The organism is Aquimarina sp. AWH4_224 (assembly GCF_056160245.1).
Genome location: NZ_JBSWWU010000004.1, coordinates 355,594 through 369,997, shown reverse-complemented (window position 1 = coordinate 369,997; position 14,404 = coordinate 355,594). Strand labels below are relative to the sequence as shown.

General features: G+C 34.6%; 22 protein-coding genes. All 22 read left to right on the top strand.

Translation table 11 applies throughout. The features are described 5' to 3' along the window. The first annotated feature begins 75 nt into the window (after positions 1-75). The 22 genes from ACXAGJ_RS10725 (at position 76) to ACXAGJ_RS10620 (ending at position 14,334) form a co-directional block, all read left to right on the top strand. Positions 76-540, top strand: a complete 465-nt coding sequence (locus ACXAGJ_RS10725; RefSeq protein ID WP_474839659.1) for a hypothetical protein — start codon at positions 76-78, stop codon at positions 538-540. Between the two features lie 28 nt (positions 541-568). Then, entirely contained in the window at positions 569-1,105 is a 537-nt protein-coding gene (locus tag ACXAGJ_RS10720) for a GNAT family N-acetyltransferase (protein ID WP_474839658.1), read from the top strand. A gap of 47 nt (positions 1,106-1,152) precedes the next feature. Continuing rightward, positions 1,153-1,683, top strand: coding sequence for a helix-turn-helix domain-containing protein (locus tag ACXAGJ_RS10715; protein ID WP_474839657.1), 531 nt, complete (start codon positions 1,153-1,155; stop codon positions 1,681-1,683). Between the two features lie 63 nt (positions 1,684-1,746). Further along, positions 1,747-2,568 carry an alpha/beta hydrolase gene (locus tag ACXAGJ_RS10710; protein ID WP_474839656.1) on the top strand — a complete coding sequence of 274 codons (822 nt, stop codon included), beginning with the start codon at positions 1,747-1,749 and terminating at the stop codon, positions 2,566-2,568. Positions 2,569-2,602: 34 nt separating this feature from the next. Continuing rightward, positions 2,603-3,496 carry a hypothetical protein gene (locus ACXAGJ_RS10705; protein ID WP_474839655.1) on the top strand — a complete coding sequence of 298 codons (894 nt, stop codon included), beginning with the start codon at positions 2,603-2,605 and terminating at the stop codon, positions 3,494-3,496. Between the two features lie 74 nt (positions 3,497-3,570). Continuing rightward, entirely contained in the window at positions 3,571-3,975 is a 405-nt protein-coding gene (locus ACXAGJ_RS10700) for a helix-turn-helix domain-containing protein (RefSeq protein WP_474839654.1), read from the top strand. Between the two features lie 31 nt (positions 3,976-4,006). Beyond that, entirely contained in the window at positions 4,007-4,402 is a 396-nt protein-coding gene (locus ACXAGJ_RS10695) for a VOC family protein (protein ID WP_474839653.1), read from the top strand. 17 nt (positions 4,403-4,419) lie between these two features. Next, entirely contained in the window at positions 4,420-4,998 is a 579-nt protein-coding gene (locus ACXAGJ_RS10690) for a hypothetical protein (RefSeq protein ID WP_073317879.1), read from the top strand. A gap of 59 nt (positions 4,999-5,057) precedes the next feature. Continuing rightward, positions 5,058-5,597 (top strand): sugar O-acetyltransferase, encoded by a 540-nt coding sequence (locus ACXAGJ_RS10685; RefSeq protein ID WP_474839652.1) that lies wholly within the window; start codon positions 5,058-5,060, stop codon positions 5,595-5,597. A gap of 98 nt (positions 5,598-5,695) precedes the next feature. Further along, positions 5,696-6,658: a S41 family peptidase gene (locus ACXAGJ_RS10680; protein ID WP_474839650.1), complete on the top strand. Its 963-nt coding sequence runs from the start codon at positions 5,696-5,698 to the stop codon at positions 6,656-6,658. Positions 6,659-6,837: 179 nt separating this feature from the next. Beyond that, a complete protein-coding gene (locus ACXAGJ_RS10675) occupies positions 6,838-7,698 on the top strand; it encodes a helix-turn-helix domain-containing protein (RefSeq protein WP_474839648.1) in 861 nt (286 codons plus the stop codon). Positions 7,699-7,780: 82 nt separating this feature from the next. Then, positions 7,781-8,776: an SMP-30/gluconolactonase/LRE family protein gene (locus ACXAGJ_RS10670; protein WP_474839646.1), complete on the top strand. Its 996-nt coding sequence runs from the start codon at positions 7,781-7,783 to the stop codon at positions 8,774-8,776. A 21-nt stretch (positions 8,777-8,797) separates the two neighbouring features. Next, complete coding sequence (locus ACXAGJ_RS10665; protein ID WP_474839644.1) at positions 8,798-9,100, top strand: DUF1330 domain-containing protein; 303 nt, start codon at positions 8,798-8,800, stop codon at positions 9,098-9,100. A 191-nt stretch (positions 9,101-9,291) separates the two neighbouring features. Next, on the top strand, positions 9,292-9,801 hold the full coding sequence (locus ACXAGJ_RS10660) for a YybH family protein (protein ID WP_474839642.1): 510 nt from the start codon (positions 9,292-9,294) through the stop codon (positions 9,799-9,801). A 55-nt stretch (positions 9,802-9,856) separates the two neighbouring features. Beyond that, the gene (locus ACXAGJ_RS10655) at positions 9,857-10,654 is read left to right on the top strand and encodes an RNA polymerase sigma factor (RefSeq protein ID WP_474839640.1); all 798 of its coding nucleotides are present in this window, start codon (positions 9,857-9,859) and stop codon (positions 10,652-10,654) included. Positions 10,655-10,782: 128 nt separating this feature from the next. Then, positions 10,783-11,307 (top strand): GNAT family N-acetyltransferase, encoded by a 525-nt coding sequence (locus ACXAGJ_RS10650; protein ID WP_474839638.1) that lies wholly within the window; start codon positions 10,783-10,785, stop codon positions 11,305-11,307. A 139-nt stretch (positions 11,308-11,446) separates the two neighbouring features. Beyond that, a complete protein-coding gene (locus ACXAGJ_RS10645; RefSeq protein ID WP_474839636.1) occupies positions 11,447-11,923 on the top strand; it encodes a VOC family protein in 477 nt (158 codons plus the stop codon). Between the two features lie 166 nt (positions 11,924-12,089). Beyond that, positions 12,090-12,578, top strand: a complete 489-nt coding sequence (locus tag ACXAGJ_RS10640) for a nuclear transport factor 2-like protein (RefSeq protein WP_474839634.1) — start codon at positions 12,090-12,092, stop codon at positions 12,576-12,578. 57 nt (positions 12,579-12,635) lie between these two features. Next, a complete protein-coding gene (locus tag ACXAGJ_RS10635) occupies positions 12,636-13,121 on the top strand; it encodes a DinB family protein (RefSeq protein ID WP_474839632.1) in 486 nt (161 codons plus the stop codon). Between the two features lie 59 nt (positions 13,122-13,180). Then, entirely contained in the window at positions 13,181-13,483 is a 303-nt protein-coding gene (locus tag ACXAGJ_RS10630; RefSeq protein ID WP_474839630.1) for a hypothetical protein, read from the top strand. Between the two features lie 40 nt (positions 13,484-13,523). Continuing rightward, positions 13,524-13,946 (top strand): hypothetical protein, encoded by a 423-nt coding sequence (locus ACXAGJ_RS10625; protein ID WP_474839628.1) that lies wholly within the window; start codon positions 13,524-13,526, stop codon positions 13,944-13,946. A 70-nt stretch (positions 13,947-14,016) separates the two neighbouring features. Further along, positions 14,017-14,334, top strand: coding sequence for a DUF6660 family protein (locus ACXAGJ_RS10620; protein ID WP_474839626.1), 318 nt, complete (start codon positions 14,017-14,019; stop codon positions 14,332-14,334). Positions 14,335-14,404 lie beyond the last annotated feature (70 nt).

Here is a 14,404-nt window from a genome sequence, read left to right as displayed (position 1 = left end):
TTGGTAGTTCGATTGTTGTAAGCATTTCGAATCTCAGTAATCTTATTGTTGTATGCAATTAAACACCTAGTCTACATGAAAAATTTGATTTTGAGATTTGCGCTCCCTTTAACCTTTATTTCATTTGCGCTCATAACAAAATGGTGGTACGGAGCGATAATCGATGGACCAGATGTATTTTTGTATGGATTTCCCATGATTTATAAATGTTCGGCATTCCATACTTCATTGGCTACTCAATATTTCATGCTAGAATTAATGGTTAATCTTGCAACATACTTTGTTTTTTGGTTAATCATCAGTGTATTCATCAATAAAATTTGGACGATTCACATTCCACGTAAAATTTCTATCCTATTTTGGATAGGGTGTTCCCTGGTTATCGCAGGCGCCTTGTTTATATCATATGAATTTAATGATGTGTATCTAACGAAACGTGACTTTGAAGTCAAAATATTTGATAGTGGGGTCTCTATACTCGAACAAACCCCTGACAGAGAAAAATACATCATGGAAGTACGGGAATGGTTTGAGAAATAAAACATAACAAATAGAAATCAAATACAAAATGCCTAATACTTTTCCCATTTTAGAATCCGAACGTGTAACCTTAAGACAATTTGTACCGTCAGATATAGAAAACGTTTTTAAAGGACTTTCTCATCCTGATATTATAAAATATTACGGAGTTAGTTTTGATAGCCTGGAAGCAACAAAAGAACAAATGATTTGGTTTGCTGATCTCGAAAAAAATGAAAGGGGTATTTGGTGGGCAGTTTGCTCAAAAGATGATGGAAAATTTCTGGGAGCAGGAGGACTAAACGACCTGAGTACAACCAATAAAAAGGCAGAAATTGGGTTTTGGTTGTTGCCAGAAAACTGGGGCAAAGGATTAATGACAGAAACTATGCCTCTCATCTTAAAATACGCTTTTGATACCCTTGGGCTACACAGAATTGAAGGTTTTGTCGAAACAGAAAACTTGAATTGTAAAAAAGCATTAGCAAAACTTCAATTCAATTTAGAAGGTACTATGCAAGACTGTGAGGTTAAGAACGGAGTATTTATCAGTATCGATATTTATGCAAAATTAGCAGATCAATAAAGTGAATTGCAAGATATCGGTTAGTGTAAAACAGAAAATTTGAACTAATGGATATTTCAGAAAAAATCTTGATCACTAGAAAAGCAAAAGGCTTTACGCAACAAACTCTGGCAGACAAAACCAACTTATCCTTAAGCACCATCAAACGGATCGAAAATGGGAAAGTGATCCCTAGAGTTTATACCTTAACTATCTTATCAGAAATATTGGAAGTAGAATTACTTCCTGTTTCCTTAAGCAACGAAAAAAGTGAAAATGAGGGAATCACTATACTAATATCCACACTTCTAACTTTTCTTCCTCCTCTCCATATCTTGTTTCTTTTAAAACATCGATCAAAAAGCAATAAGAATTTGAACCAGCTCTTGGTATTTCAAAGCTATTCTTTCATTCTATTTTTGGTATTGTTATTCCTTGTACCTGGTATTACTTATATCCTTACAGGGCAAAAGATGTATGGCCAATATAATAGTCAGTTAATATTGTATATCTCTTTTATTGTCTTCAATACGATTTCATCAATATACTTGATAAAACCAGTCAATTCTGAAAAAGACACCTCAATGACACCTGACTGATACTAATGGTTCCCCCCTTTTCTAATACCTTGTTTCAAATAATAGTAAAACAGTTCTTGGTATATGAAAAAACTAATTATTTCTATCGTTATCACAGGGATTCTTACCACTTTAGCCATATTAACCATCTTCGAATTCAACGCTCAGAAAGCCCAGCTTAACGCTAGCAATATCGAAACTATAGATTCTTCTATTTTAGGAGAAGGGCGAAAATTACTGATTCACCTACCCAAAGATTATTCTTCAAACACCCAAAAAAGATTTCCTGTCATCTATGCGCTTGATGCCACGTCCCATGATCGGGATATTCTTAACGCAGCGACAATACTAAGTCTTGCCAAACACATCCCTGAGATGATCATTGTTGGTATTGTAAATGAAGACAGAAACAGAGATTTAACTCCGCACTATATCTCCCAAAGCCAGGATGCTTCTAAACCAGGTAGTGGAGATGCATTCTTAGAATTTTTGGAGAACGAAGTAATTCCTCTAATTGACAACGAATACAGAACTACCGATTACAGAATGATTTCTGGTCATTCGAGAGCAGGGCTTTTTGTGTTGTATGCTATGCTAGAAAAGCCTACGCTTTTTAACGGGTATTTTTGCTACAGTCCTGCATTTTGGAGAGATGATACCATAATTGCTCAAAAGTTAGAAGCAGCGATAGCCAAAAACACATTTCACAATTTTATATATCTTAGTCTCGGGCAAGACGAGAACGAGAAGATGAAAAATGGATTTGATAAAGTGATCGAGATTTTGGATCGAGATAATTCAACAGCATTGAAGATGCACTATGAATTTACCCAAAATGCCAATCACGGAACCAATGCTTTTTATTCTATACCCAAAGCCTTAAGGATTTGGAATGAAAATCATTAGCTTAACATGATTTACCCTAGTATAACGTATAGAAATGAACAAACTCAAAATTATAATATTAGTCACCATTAGTTTTTTGAGTTGTAAAAATGATCCCGCAAATCTCAAAACGCGGTTCCTGTCTCAGGAGATTCCCGAAGATGTTCCAATGATTTTTAAGCAAGATATCGTTCCTGCACATAGAATTATACATCGAGGTATATTCAGCCCAGACTTCGAAGCATATTATTATACGTTATCCGATAAGGATTTTCAAAAATTTGACGTTTATGTCATCCACAAAGTGGATAGTACCTGGTCTGAGCCCAAAAAAGCTTTTTTCAATACCACATACAACGAACATGGGATGAGTTTTTCTCCAGATGGAAATTCCATCTATTTCAGTTCTACACGACCTGTGGGTATCGATAGCCTACCCTCTACCTGGCATATTTGGAAATCAGATAACGTTAATGGCCAATGGGCGAAACCTGAGTTTGTTGATATTCCAAATTTGAAAGACAAATTGGTATCTCACCCAACCATTACGAATTCTGGCACTTTATATTTTCATTCCAGTAATTTAGATTATAGCGAAATGGATATTTATCGTTCAAAACAAGTGAATGGAACATTTGAAGATGCAGAAAAAATTGCTGTATCTATACCCAAAGATCCAGGAAAATGTACTCCTTACGTTGGCCCCAATGAGGACTTTCTCATTTTTGCTACGATAGGAAATCAGCTGGATTTGCACGTAAGTTTTAACGATGGACAAGGGAACTGGTCAACAACCAAAAAATTAAATGATACTATCAATAACTTGGGACAAGGAAATCCGTATGTAACCCCAGATCATCAATTTCTGTTTTTCGCAACCGGAGATCATCATGAGAAAAAATGGAACATAAAATGGGTGAATATTGCGTCTGAATTAAAAATAAACTAGTTCGTTTGATGTATTTACGGTATTAAAACGTAATTTATACGAATCATTAGACCACCATTCCAAATGAACCAGAAATGACATTCTATCAAGAAAAACTCAATCATATCAAAAATGCCTGTTATTCGAATGATGCACAGATTAAAGCAATTATAGACACTCGTCATTTCATTGATCATAATTTTGAGAAAGACTTAAAGCTAGACGTTTTATCGCACATACGATTTACTTCCAAATATCATTTACAAAGGCTATTTAAAAGGTATTATGGACTTACACCCAGACAATACTTAATTGATAAACGGATTGAGAAATCAAAAGAATATCTAAAAAGCGGAATGACTGTTACAGAAACCTGTTTTGCGGTAGGTTTTGAAAGTTTAGGCTCTTTCAGTAAATTATTTAAAACAAAAACAGGGAAATCACCTAGCAAATTTCAAAAAGAGCAAGTTTCGAGAAGCAAATTAGATACAGACTTCTAAACTTTGAAAAACAAATAAAAATAGATCAAAGATGAAAGTAACACTAATTAGCATTCCGGTAAGAGATCAAGAAAAAGCATTACAATTTTACACTGAAAAATTAGGCTTTCTCATAAAAAAGGATGCACCGTTGGAGGGAGGAAACAGATGGATAACCTTGGTATCCAAAGATTGGCAAGACGGACCAGAATTATTATTAGAACCAGCTCCAAATCATTTTGAACCCTCCAAAGTGTTTCAAGACGCATTGATGGAAGCAGGAATTCCGTATACACAATTTGATGTTGATAATGTGGATGCCGAATATGAAAGGCTTTGCAAGCTTGATGTAGTTTTTAGTGTAAAACCAAAAGAGATGGGAACTGTAAAATTTGCTGTTTTTAATGATACATGCGGGAATAACATTCAAATTGTAGAAACACTTTAAATAAAAACAACTAGATATTGAAAATAAAAAAAACGTACCTAAGTGGTAAGTCGGTATTCTTTATATCCCTAATCGTAGTCATAATTGCCGCACTCACAGTGTATCTTACCGGGATAAATTACAATCGTAGCATAACTTCCAACTTATACATATCGCTATCCATTATTGCTACTGCTCTGTTTTCATTTATGACGTATGGTCTTTTTACCGGAATAGGACTAAAAGACGATTTGCCCAACTTTAAAATCCTCGAAACAGGAAATTTGATTGGTAAATCGGGAACTATCCCGGATTTACCAGACATCGATGGTGATGATGATATCGGAGCAATTGTCTTATCAATAGTCCTATGGATAGTGTTGACCATTCTTTTCATTATCTTATTGCTATTATTAGAAGCCGTTTTCTGGATTTCAATTTCAATAATTGTTGGAATGATGTATTGGATCTTTTTCAGAGCGCTAAAGCTTGTTTTTTCCAAATCCTTAGATACCAAAGGTGAAATTGGAATTTCAGCCTTCTATGCTCTGGGGTATACCACTTTATATACTGGATGGATATTTGGAATTGTATATCTCACCCAAATATTGAAATAGGATATGAGTAAAATTATAGTGAATCATTCACCACAGCGTAAAATAAACCTAGACGTCCTATGAATCCTGAAAAGATCGAATACCAAAGAGGTGATCAGAACCTTAAAAAGGATTTTGTAAGAGCAGGAAGACTTTTGCAAAAATTCAATACAGTGGATTACGAACAGGAAAGTATAAAAACAGAAATATTAACTCAACTTCTGGGTACTGTTGGCTCTGGAATTTTTGTAGAGCATAATTTCCATTGTGATTTAGGATATAATATACATGTGGGCAAGAATTTTTATGCAGGTTTTAACTGCACCATATTAGATATGGCAGCAGTACGAATAGGTGACAACTGTCTGATAGGGCCTAATGTTGGTATGTATACGGCAGGGCACAACATACATCCTGTCGATCGACACAAGTCTGGATTTGCGAAACCCATAACTATAGGAAACAATGTCTGGATCGGGGGACATTGTGTAATTGTAGGAGGCATAAGAATTGGGGATAACTCAATTATTGCAGCAGGTGCAGTATTGACAAAAGATGTTCCCGAAAACACCATTTTTGCGGGAAATCCGGCCAAAAAGATAAAAGATATTACTCTTTGAAAAACAATAGGTAAAAAATTTACAAAATGCGTGGTAACTTCTTGCCTTGTTCATACACGTACAATAAACATCCAAAAACAACACGTTAAGTAATTACTATGAAAAATCTAAAATACCTATTCATTATCAGCCTGTTTATCATCGTATCCTGTAGCTCTGATGATGATGGTCCAAACAATACCAGAGTAACCAATTTCTTAAACAACTTGGTGGATCAGATGCAAGCCAATTCAATGAATCGAAAGACCATCGATTGGGATAATTTTCGAACTCAGGTTTTAAATGCAGCTGCGGATGCACAAACCTTTGATGAAACTGATGAGGCCGTAATTCTTGCATTGCGGTTACTTGGAGAAAACAGTAGTTTCATCGAAAAAGAAGATGGAACATTTCTTGCTGCCACTCCGTCAATTTGTAGCCTTTCGAATATCTCCCCCGTTACCTCCGTGCCTGATGGTATTGGATACGTACGTGTCAATGGGTTCCGAGGAACAACAGCTGAAGCTGTAGCATTTGCCGAAAATATGCACGAAGATATTAGATCTCAGGATAACCAAAATATCAACGGTTGGATTGTTGACTTAAGAGATAACTTGGGCGGTAATATGTTTGCGATGATAGCCGGTATCGGACCTATTTTGGGAGAAGGAACTGCAGGTTTTTTTATAGATGCAGATGATAATATGCAAGCCTGGTCTTATGAAGATGGAGCGTCCAGATTAGATCAGGGAAGAGTAATAGTAGTACCAAATCCTTATGAATTGATCAATCCCAATACCAAAGTAGCCGTTTTAATTAATAATGGGGTTGCTTCTGGCGCAGAGGCAGTTGCTATATCTTTTATTGGTAGAGATAATACTCGAAGTTTTGGAAGTGGAACCTGCGGTATTCCAGCCGACAATGCTCGATTTTCTTTGTTAGATGGTTCAACATTGTTTTTGGCGGTAGAATCTATGGCGGATAGGAATAAAGTTCTTTATGGATCAATATCTATTACTCCTGATACGTCTACCACAGACGAAAATGTTCTTCAAACGGCTATAGACTATATTAATAACTAAATCGCAAATATTGACTGTATTATATGCAGTTATAAAAATAAAATAACAATGGTTTGAGATCATCAAACCATTGTTATTTATATTTTAAAGGAATTCACTTATTGTTAAAAGGTCTTAAAATCCCTTAAAATGACCTAAATACGACATTTTTATACGCTGGTAACCTCTATTTTTATGGAATGAGTTTTAACATCCCCAATCCATTTCAACCGGAGCAAACCGATGCTATTCTAAAGTTTGACAATCAAAACTTTATACAATTTCACAAAAAGGAAGAATGCTCCAAACGCCCTATAGAATTAGAACAACATGTAATCACTATCATTCTAAAAGGGAAAAAAGTACTGATCTCGACAGAACAGGAGATCACTGCCGAAAAAAATGAATTGCTTTTTGTACAAAAGGGAACGTATTTAACTTCGGAGAAAATACTGGAAGATGGAGCGTTTTCTTCTCTTTTATTTTTTATTCATGAAGATTTTCTAAACACCTTTAAGAAAAAATATCATGGTTACTTGACAAAAGTTGCCAATACTACAGTATCAAAAATGTTCAAGGTAGAGCGATCCGAAAATTTGGATACCTATATCAAATCTCTACTTCCCTATTTTGATCATCCTCAAAAGACCGCACAACCTCTTTTACAAATAAAACTAGAAGAATTACTGCTTAGCCTTTTATTGTCGGACACCAAAAATCAATTTCAAAACTATTTACTATCACTAGATAAGGTTGCTAATACATCTTTTAAAGAAACCATCGAGAACAGTATCTTCAAAAACCTCACTATAGAAGAAAGGGCTTTTTTGTCTAATCAAAGCGTATCAAGTTTTAAGCGGAAATTCAAAGAAGTCTTTCAGGATTCGCCTGCACATTGGTTGAGGGAACAAAGACTAAAAAGAGCAAAGGTTTTGATTAATGCCACTGACAAAAGCATTGCTGATATTTCTTACGAAGTTGGTTTTGAAAGCCCTTCACATTTTATACATATTTTTAAAAAGAAATACGGAGTCACTCCAAAAAAACTGTTGACCAAATAAGCTATTTTTTGAACTAAACGAGCTATCATAGAGGGCACTTCTCACCTCATCTTTGCAACATAAATTTTTAAAAAAAAAGATTATGAATGTTGTAAAATTAGTATCTCTTTGTCTTGCTATACTCATATTTGGATGTGACAAAGATGACGAAAGACCTAGAATTTCTATCCCAGATCAGATTTCTATAGAAGAAAACGGTTTATATCCAGAAGGTGTTGCTTTTGATGCTGAAGAAAATGTGTTTTACGTAAGTTCTGTAGCCAAAGGAAAAATAAGTAAGGTAACGCTGGATGGAAACATCGAAACTTTTGCTGACAACCCTAATTTGGTTACTACATTGGGGATGGAAATTGACAAAGCAAACAATCGGTTATTAGTATGTGTTACCGATCCGGGATTTAACCAAGCAAGAAGTGATTCTACCACTTTGGCTCAGCTAGCAGCTATTGCCATTTATGATTTATCTAGCGGGAATCAAACAGATTTTATTCAATTAACCAACGGTGCCCCACATCTTGCTAATGATGTTGTTTTGGATAAAGCAGGAAATATGTATGTCAGCGATAGTTTCTCGCCAAGTATACATAAAATAGATACCAATGGAAACGTAACCACCTTAATTACGGATGCTGCATTTCAACCTCAACCCATGAATTTTGGTTTGAATGGATTAACGTATCACAATGATGATTTTTTAATCGTATCCAAATACGATGAAGGAAAATTATTCAAAATACCACTATCAAATCCGAATAGTTTTTCTGAAATAACCATCACCAATGGCAATATTCCTGCGATCGATGGTATTCTGCTTACGGATAATAATACACTTGCAGTTTCCAGTAACAATCTTACAGGCACTGCCCCAATTACCGAAGCGCTCTATCAATTAAAATCGACGGATAACTGGGCCACAGCCTCCATAGAAAAAACCGTTCAAGCTGGTACAAATTCATTTCCTACCACATTTACTATGGTCGATGATGCATTATTTGTTCAATATACTCGTATACAAGCATTGGTGGCTGGCAATAATCCTGCTGCTACAGATTTCCCAATTGTAAGAGTAAATTTTTAACCATTAAAAAATAATAACAATATGAATAGCGAAAAAGTCATTATGATCGTTAGTGCTCAAATTAATCCAAACCAAAAAGAAGCGTTAGATGGCTATCTTGAAGCTGCTGCGCCTATGTTTAAAGCTGCAGGAGGCACCCCCATCAACAAATACAAAATTGAAGGTCAATTAGTAGGTAGCCACCCCACAAGTCTAGTCTCTATTATGGAGTTTCCGAGCCAAAAAAGTTTACTGAAAGTTTTTGAAAGTGAAGATTATAAATTCATTTTACCGTTAAGAGACAAAGCATTTTTAAATTTAGATGTGTACATCAGTGAATCTTAAGCTTCAGTAAAAAAGTGGAATTAGGTATAAGCAGTAATAAGAGTTATAGTTCTTATTACCGCTTTTTGGTATTTCATCTCCAACAATCCAAGTTTTTAAAAAAAATTCTTAGTAAAAAATTCACAGTTCCCATCTGTGACTGTCAAATACAATGTAACCGAAACAAATCGATTACATAAACTCTAAAAATTATGCAAAAGACAGCACTCGTATTTATTGCATTGTTATTGGGAATCATCTCTAGCGGAAATGCACAAGTAAAGCAAAAAGAAAATCATTTAAAAACAAGTAAAAACATGGAACACAATTTTAATGAAGAACAAAAAAAAGTATTTGGTACTATCCAACAAATGGTAGCCGCCTTTGAGAAAAAAGATATTGACGGTGTATTGGAAACCTATGAAGACAATGCCATAGTAATGTTTGAACCTCAACAACCGATACAAGGTAAAGAGAACCTAAGAACATTCTTTACACAGTTTGTTTCGATGAATCCAAAATATACATTTGGTGAACACGAAGTGTATATTGCAGAGAACATTGCCACCCATATTGCTCCGTGGCACATGGTTGGCAGTATGCCCGATGGAACTAAAATCGAACAAAATGGATTGTCGGTGGCTACTTTAAGAAAACAACCTGATGGGAAATGGTTGATGATACAAGATAATCCTCACGGACAATTTTCAATAAATAAGTAATAAAAGAAAAAAACGGGTTAAATTTAGGTTTAACCCGTTTCTAACACTGTGGATCATGACAGAAAAAGAACTCATCGCATCTTGCATAGCTGGCAATAAGAAGAGTTTTGAACAACTCATTACTGCTATACAACCTCTGGTATTCAACATTTCACTACGGTTTTTATGGAATCGGGCAGATGCCGAAGATGCCACTCAAGAGATTTTAATAAAAATCATTACCAATCTTGCTAAGTTTAATCATCGCAGTAAGTTAAACACCTGGGTGTACCGAGTAGCAACCAATTATTTAATCAGTCTGAAAAAAACCGCTATCGAGAAATCTCCTTTATCATTTGATTCCTTTTCGCAAGAATTGCAATCCATTAAAGAACCAGCTACTTATGATTTACCGGATAAAAATTTATTAGAAAAAGAAATGAAAACCGGGTGTACCTTAGCAATGCTTCAATGTTTGACTAGAGATTTACGTATGGCTTTTATACTGGGAAGCATTCTGAAACTAAAAAGTAATATCGCCTGCGAAATCGTAGATACCACTCCAGAAAATTTCAGAAAAAGACTGGAAAAATCAAGAAAACTAATCGGTTCCTTTTTGGGTGCAAATTGTGGGGTTTATAATCCCAAAAACGGCTGCAGATGTAATAAAAGAATACCTTCTGCCATTGCAATAGGCAGAATAGACAGAGACAATTTGAATTTTGTAGATCCTCTAGAGACTTACAATAAAGAAATGGAAGAATTAAATTCAATGGCTGGGATCTACAAAAACCATGGAAACTTCAAAAATAAATCTGATTTTCTCGAACAAATAAACAAAACCTTGGCTACCAAGAAAATCTTTGATGCTTAAGAGAAGTTGATAGTTCTTCGGACCCATTCACGAGTTTGAAAATTCCTTCAAAAAACCAAGTGCATTACTTATATTTGATGGAGCTGAGTACCTGTGGTAATCTCTCATCTCTCAATCAATTTCAAACAATGGAAGAACACAAAACTTTTGATACAGAACGATTACATCTAAGGCCAACCACAGAAGAGGACGCTTCATTTATTTTTGAATTGTTAAACACGCCCAAATGGATCAAGTATATTGGAGATCGAAATGTTACTTCGATTGAGAGTGCTGGGGAGTATATTCGATCAAAAATGACCCCACAACTTATCAAACTCGGGTATTCAAGTTATACTGTAATTACAAAAGAAAGCAATCAAAAAGTAGGGACTTGTGGGCTATATGACAGAGAAGGTTTAGAAGGGATTGATATTGGATTTGCCTTTCTTCCGGCATTTGAAAAAAAGGGATTTGCTTTTGAAGCTGCAAACCGGATAAAAAATGCAGCTTTTGAAGAGTTTGGAGTTGACACCATTCATGCGATAACCACACAAGACAATATCTCTTCTCAAAAATTATTGGAAAAACTTGGACTAGAATTACAAGGCACTACCAAAATCCCTAATGATGATGAAGAGTTACTATTGTATACGATTGAAAAAGGAAATTAAAGAACGGTAAACCTCCAGGCATTGTATCAAAAGCTTTTCATTGGTAAAGCTTGGTCCATATCTCAGGTTTCATACAGTTTTGGCATCTTAGTAATGAAAAGGGATGCTATTTAAAATCATATATCAAACTTCAATTGTCATGAAAATAATAGTAATGTTTTTAAGCTTATGTATCGTATCGATTCATGGATATGCGCAAGAAAAAAAAGTGCCCGAACTAGACTCTAATTTCACAGCAATTATCGTAACAGATATCGATATTTCCTCTGCATGGTATACAGAAATTTTGGGGTACGATGTTGTTGATAAGAGAGAAGTTTCAGAAATTGGGTTAAAACAATCAAACTTAAAACGGGGAAATGCTCATATAGAACTTATCGAACTAGATTCGGCTTTACTCCCTCATGAAGTAATTCCAAATCACAATTCCAAAACAAAACTAATCGGATTATTTAAGATTGGATTTCTAGTATCAGAATTTGATCGTTTTATAGACCATATCAACAGAAATAAAGTTAAACTTCACGGTAACGTTGTAACTGACAAAGCAACCGGAAAAAGAATGGTAATTATTATGGATCCAGACCACAATAGAATTCAAATCTTTGAAAACTAGATATATAACATACAAAACTCTAAAAAACACAAGTAGACGCTACAAAATACGAATTGAACATTCATATTTTCAGAACATTCGAAGGTATGTTAAGCTATCCTTAAAACAGAAGCATACTTGATACAAAACCGCAAAACATTATTATCTTACTTTCTAAAACAAAAAAATGAGTAGGAAAGTACAGATAATCAGGAGCGTATCTAAATTCATTTTCATTATTCTTTTTACTCTTTTAGGAGTGCATCAAGTAAGTGCTCAGGAAGCGTCAAAAGCTCATAAAGATTCACTTAACGCTATCGTTAAGCAATATTATGATCTAAACCTGAAGATATTTCAGGCAAATTCTACAGTAGAAGACATTAATAAGGTCTTTGAGATTTTTACAGAGGACTTTACCTATGTTCACCCAAAATACGGAGGAACGTATAGCAGAGAAGATTTGTATAACGGATATGTCAGAAATCAAAAAAACGGGGGTTATGATGGAACGGTTACTGATATCGAAATAGTAAATAAAATTAGTGGTTTAAATGCAGTGGTTACTCAAAAAAGATTTATCGAAACTAAAGATGGAAAAGTAGAAAAAGGAGAACCACAGATGGCTCTTTTTGAATTTAAAAAAGGAAAAATATCCCGGATTTTTGAGTATTGGTAATGATAAAAGCCAATCAAACCTTATAGCCTGTTTTTCTTAATTACTAGTAGTACCTATATGAATACTTTGATCAACTATATCATTGACCAACTTACAGAGATTCAACACGGAAAAATATGGATCGGAAGCTCTTATCAAAGTAAATTGAGTAAGGTTGACGAACATCTATTTTTTACAAGACCTATTGAAGGTTTACATAGTATCGCGGAGATCTTTTCGCATGTCACCCTATGGAGACAGGAAGCCATTTTAAAAATACAAACCGGGAAAGGAAGTAAAACAGATGACTGCGAAGAAAATTGGTTGCCAAATGAAGTGCTAAAAACCAAAGGTTGGGAACGCATAAAATCTGAATACGATACTAGCTTATCGCAGCTCATTAATCTTCTAAAAGAAAAAGACGATAGTTTTTTGGATGAGAAATATTATGATACTGATTTTAAAGGAGAGTATACCTATAGTTTTTTAATCAACGGTATGTTACAGCATGATATTTATCATCTTGGGCAATTGGGAATCATCATCAAGTATTTACATCAGTAATTTCTTTGATCTTGTGATCAACACACTAAATTTTAATAAGCCTTATGCACCTAAAACCCATGATTTATTTAACCATGATGATTTTTGTAAAAGAAGGTAAAGAAGCTGTTTTTCATCAATTCGAAGAATTTGCCATCCCATTGCTTGAAGACTATAACGGAAAGTTAATATATCGTATCAGACCAACAAAAGACACCTGTATTACCCAGCAGGATGAACTTCCTTATGAAATTCATTTTTTGTTATTTGAATCTGAAGATGATTTCTTGAATTTCACAAAAGATGAAAGACGTAAGGATTTTTTACACCTTAAAGAAGAATCGATTCGTTACAGCTATCTTATTAAGGGCACTAAACTATGATCGTACACTTAACAATCTAATAATTCAAAAAAAACAAACCATGAGACTTATTCTTACACTATTTATCCTAAGCTTTACTTCTTTGTCCTATGGACAATTAGACCAAAGAATTTCAACAATGGATTTTGTTCAGGTTTTGAACAATAACAAAAAAGAGGTGACCTACTATTATCAAAACAACTGGAAAGTATTACGTGATATGGCTATAAAGAAAGGGTATATCGAATCTTATCAAGTATTAGAAACCCCTTTTAGCGAAGAACAACCTTTTGAAATCATCCTAATTACCACCTATGCTAACAAAGAGCAGTATGACCAAAGAGAAGATCATTTTCAAGAGTTAATCAAAGAGAAAGGAGCATTAGATCTGATGAATGAAAAAAAACCAGGAGATTTTAGGAAAACGCTATTTAATAGAGAAATGGTGCGGCATTGGGAAACTCCACATAAAAACAAAAGGTAAATAGCAAAAAACACTGTATTTCAAAAATCAATAAATAATATCTGGTACTTTAGTACCTTTGCAATACCTTATGAAAGTAATTGCAATCATATTAGCACTTCTCCTATTCTCACCTCCAGCAGTTCCCTGCTCTGATGAGAGTCCCACTGAAGATCTGTGTCAAAACGAAACAGGTGATGACCATAATCATCAGGATGAAAATGAGGATTCGTGTGCTATAACTTGCATTTGCAGTTGTTGTGGAACCACCATTACTTATCAACCCATCCCTAACTTTAATTTAGAGTTGAATGCGGATATTTCTTTCTCATTATTCTCTACCTATCAATCCATTTATCGATTTGGTTTTCTCGCCAATATCTGGCAACCTCCAAAGGGGATTAGCTAAAATACACGGATTTAAAATCATTTTTTTAGTTAATCTACTTTACATTTTCAATGAATACATATCGATTGAG

What these genes read in the sequence shown, in the direction of transcription:
- ACXAGJ_RS10705 (WP_474839655.1), top strand. Translation starts at nt 2,603, where the DNA reads ATGAACAAACTCAAAATTATAATATTAGTCACCATTAGTTTTTTGAGT.
- ACXAGJ_RS10655 (WP_474839640.1), top strand. Translation starts at nt 9,857, where the DNA reads ATGACAGAAAAAGAACTCATCGCATCTTGCATAGCTGGCAATAAGAAG.
- ACXAGJ_RS10680 (WP_474839650.1), top strand. Translation starts at nt 5,696, where the DNA reads ATGAAAAATCTAAAATACCTATTCATTATCAGCCTGTTTATCATCGTA.
- ACXAGJ_RS10720 (WP_474839658.1), top strand. Translation starts at nt 569, where the DNA reads ATGCCTAATACTTTTCCCATTTTAGAATCCGAACGTGTAACCTTAAGA.
- ACXAGJ_RS10660 (WP_474839642.1), top strand. Translation starts at nt 9,292, where the DNA reads ATGCAAAAGACAGCACTCGTATTTATTGCATTGTTATTGGGAATCATC.
- ACXAGJ_RS10650 (WP_474839638.1), top strand. Translation starts at nt 10,783, where the DNA reads ATGGAAGAACACAAAACTTTTGATACAGAACGATTACATCTAAGGCCA.
- ACXAGJ_RS10715 (WP_474839657.1), top strand. Translation starts at nt 1,153, where the DNA reads ATGGATATTTCAGAAAAAATCTTGATCACTAGAAAAGCAAAAGGCTTT.
- ACXAGJ_RS10665 (WP_474839644.1), top strand. Translation starts at nt 8,798, where the DNA reads ATGAATAGCGAAAAAGTCATTATGATCGTTAGTGCTCAAATTAATCCA.
- ACXAGJ_RS10640 (WP_474839634.1), top strand. Translation starts at nt 12,090, where the DNA reads ATGAGTAGGAAAGTACAGATAATCAGGAGCGTATCTAAATTCATTTTC.
- ACXAGJ_RS10630 (WP_474839630.1), top strand. Translation starts at nt 13,181, where the DNA reads ATGATTTATTTAACCATGATGATTTTTGTAAAAGAAGGTAAAGAAGCT.
- ACXAGJ_RS10685 (WP_474839652.1), top strand. Translation starts at nt 5,058, where the DNA reads ATGAATCCTGAAAAGATCGAATACCAAAGAGGTGATCAGAACCTTAAA.
- ACXAGJ_RS10645 (WP_474839636.1), top strand. Translation starts at nt 11,447, where the DNA reads ATGAAAATAATAGTAATGTTTTTAAGCTTATGTATCGTATCGATTCAT.
- ACXAGJ_RS10625 (WP_474839628.1), top strand. Translation starts at nt 13,524, where the DNA reads ATGAGACTTATTCTTACACTATTTATCCTAAGCTTTACTTCTTTGTCC.
- ACXAGJ_RS10670 (WP_474839646.1), top strand. Translation starts at nt 7,781, where the DNA reads ATGAATGTTGTAAAATTAGTATCTCTTTGTCTTGCTATACTCATATTT.
- ACXAGJ_RS10695 (WP_474839653.1), top strand. Translation starts at nt 4,007, where the DNA reads ATGAAAGTAACACTAATTAGCATTCCGGTAAGAGATCAAGAAAAAGCA.
- ACXAGJ_RS10700 (WP_474839654.1), top strand. Translation starts at nt 3,571, where the DNA reads ATGACATTCTATCAAGAAAAACTCAATCATATCAAAAATGCCTGTTAT.
- ACXAGJ_RS10620 (WP_474839626.1), top strand. Translation starts at nt 14,017, where the DNA reads ATGAAAGTAATTGCAATCATATTAGCACTTCTCCTATTCTCACCTCCA.
- ACXAGJ_RS10635 (WP_474839632.1), top strand. Translation starts at nt 12,636, where the DNA reads ATGAATACTTTGATCAACTATATCATTGACCAACTTACAGAGATTCAA.
- ACXAGJ_RS10675 (WP_474839648.1), top strand. Translation starts at nt 6,838, where the DNA reads ATGAGTTTTAACATCCCCAATCCATTTCAACCGGAGCAAACCGATGCT.
- ACXAGJ_RS10710 (WP_474839656.1), top strand. Translation starts at nt 1,747, where the DNA reads ATGAAAAAACTAATTATTTCTATCGTTATCACAGGGATTCTTACCACT.
- ACXAGJ_RS10725 (WP_474839659.1), top strand. Translation starts at nt 76, where the DNA reads ATGAAAAATTTGATTTTGAGATTTGCGCTCCCTTTAACCTTTATTTCA.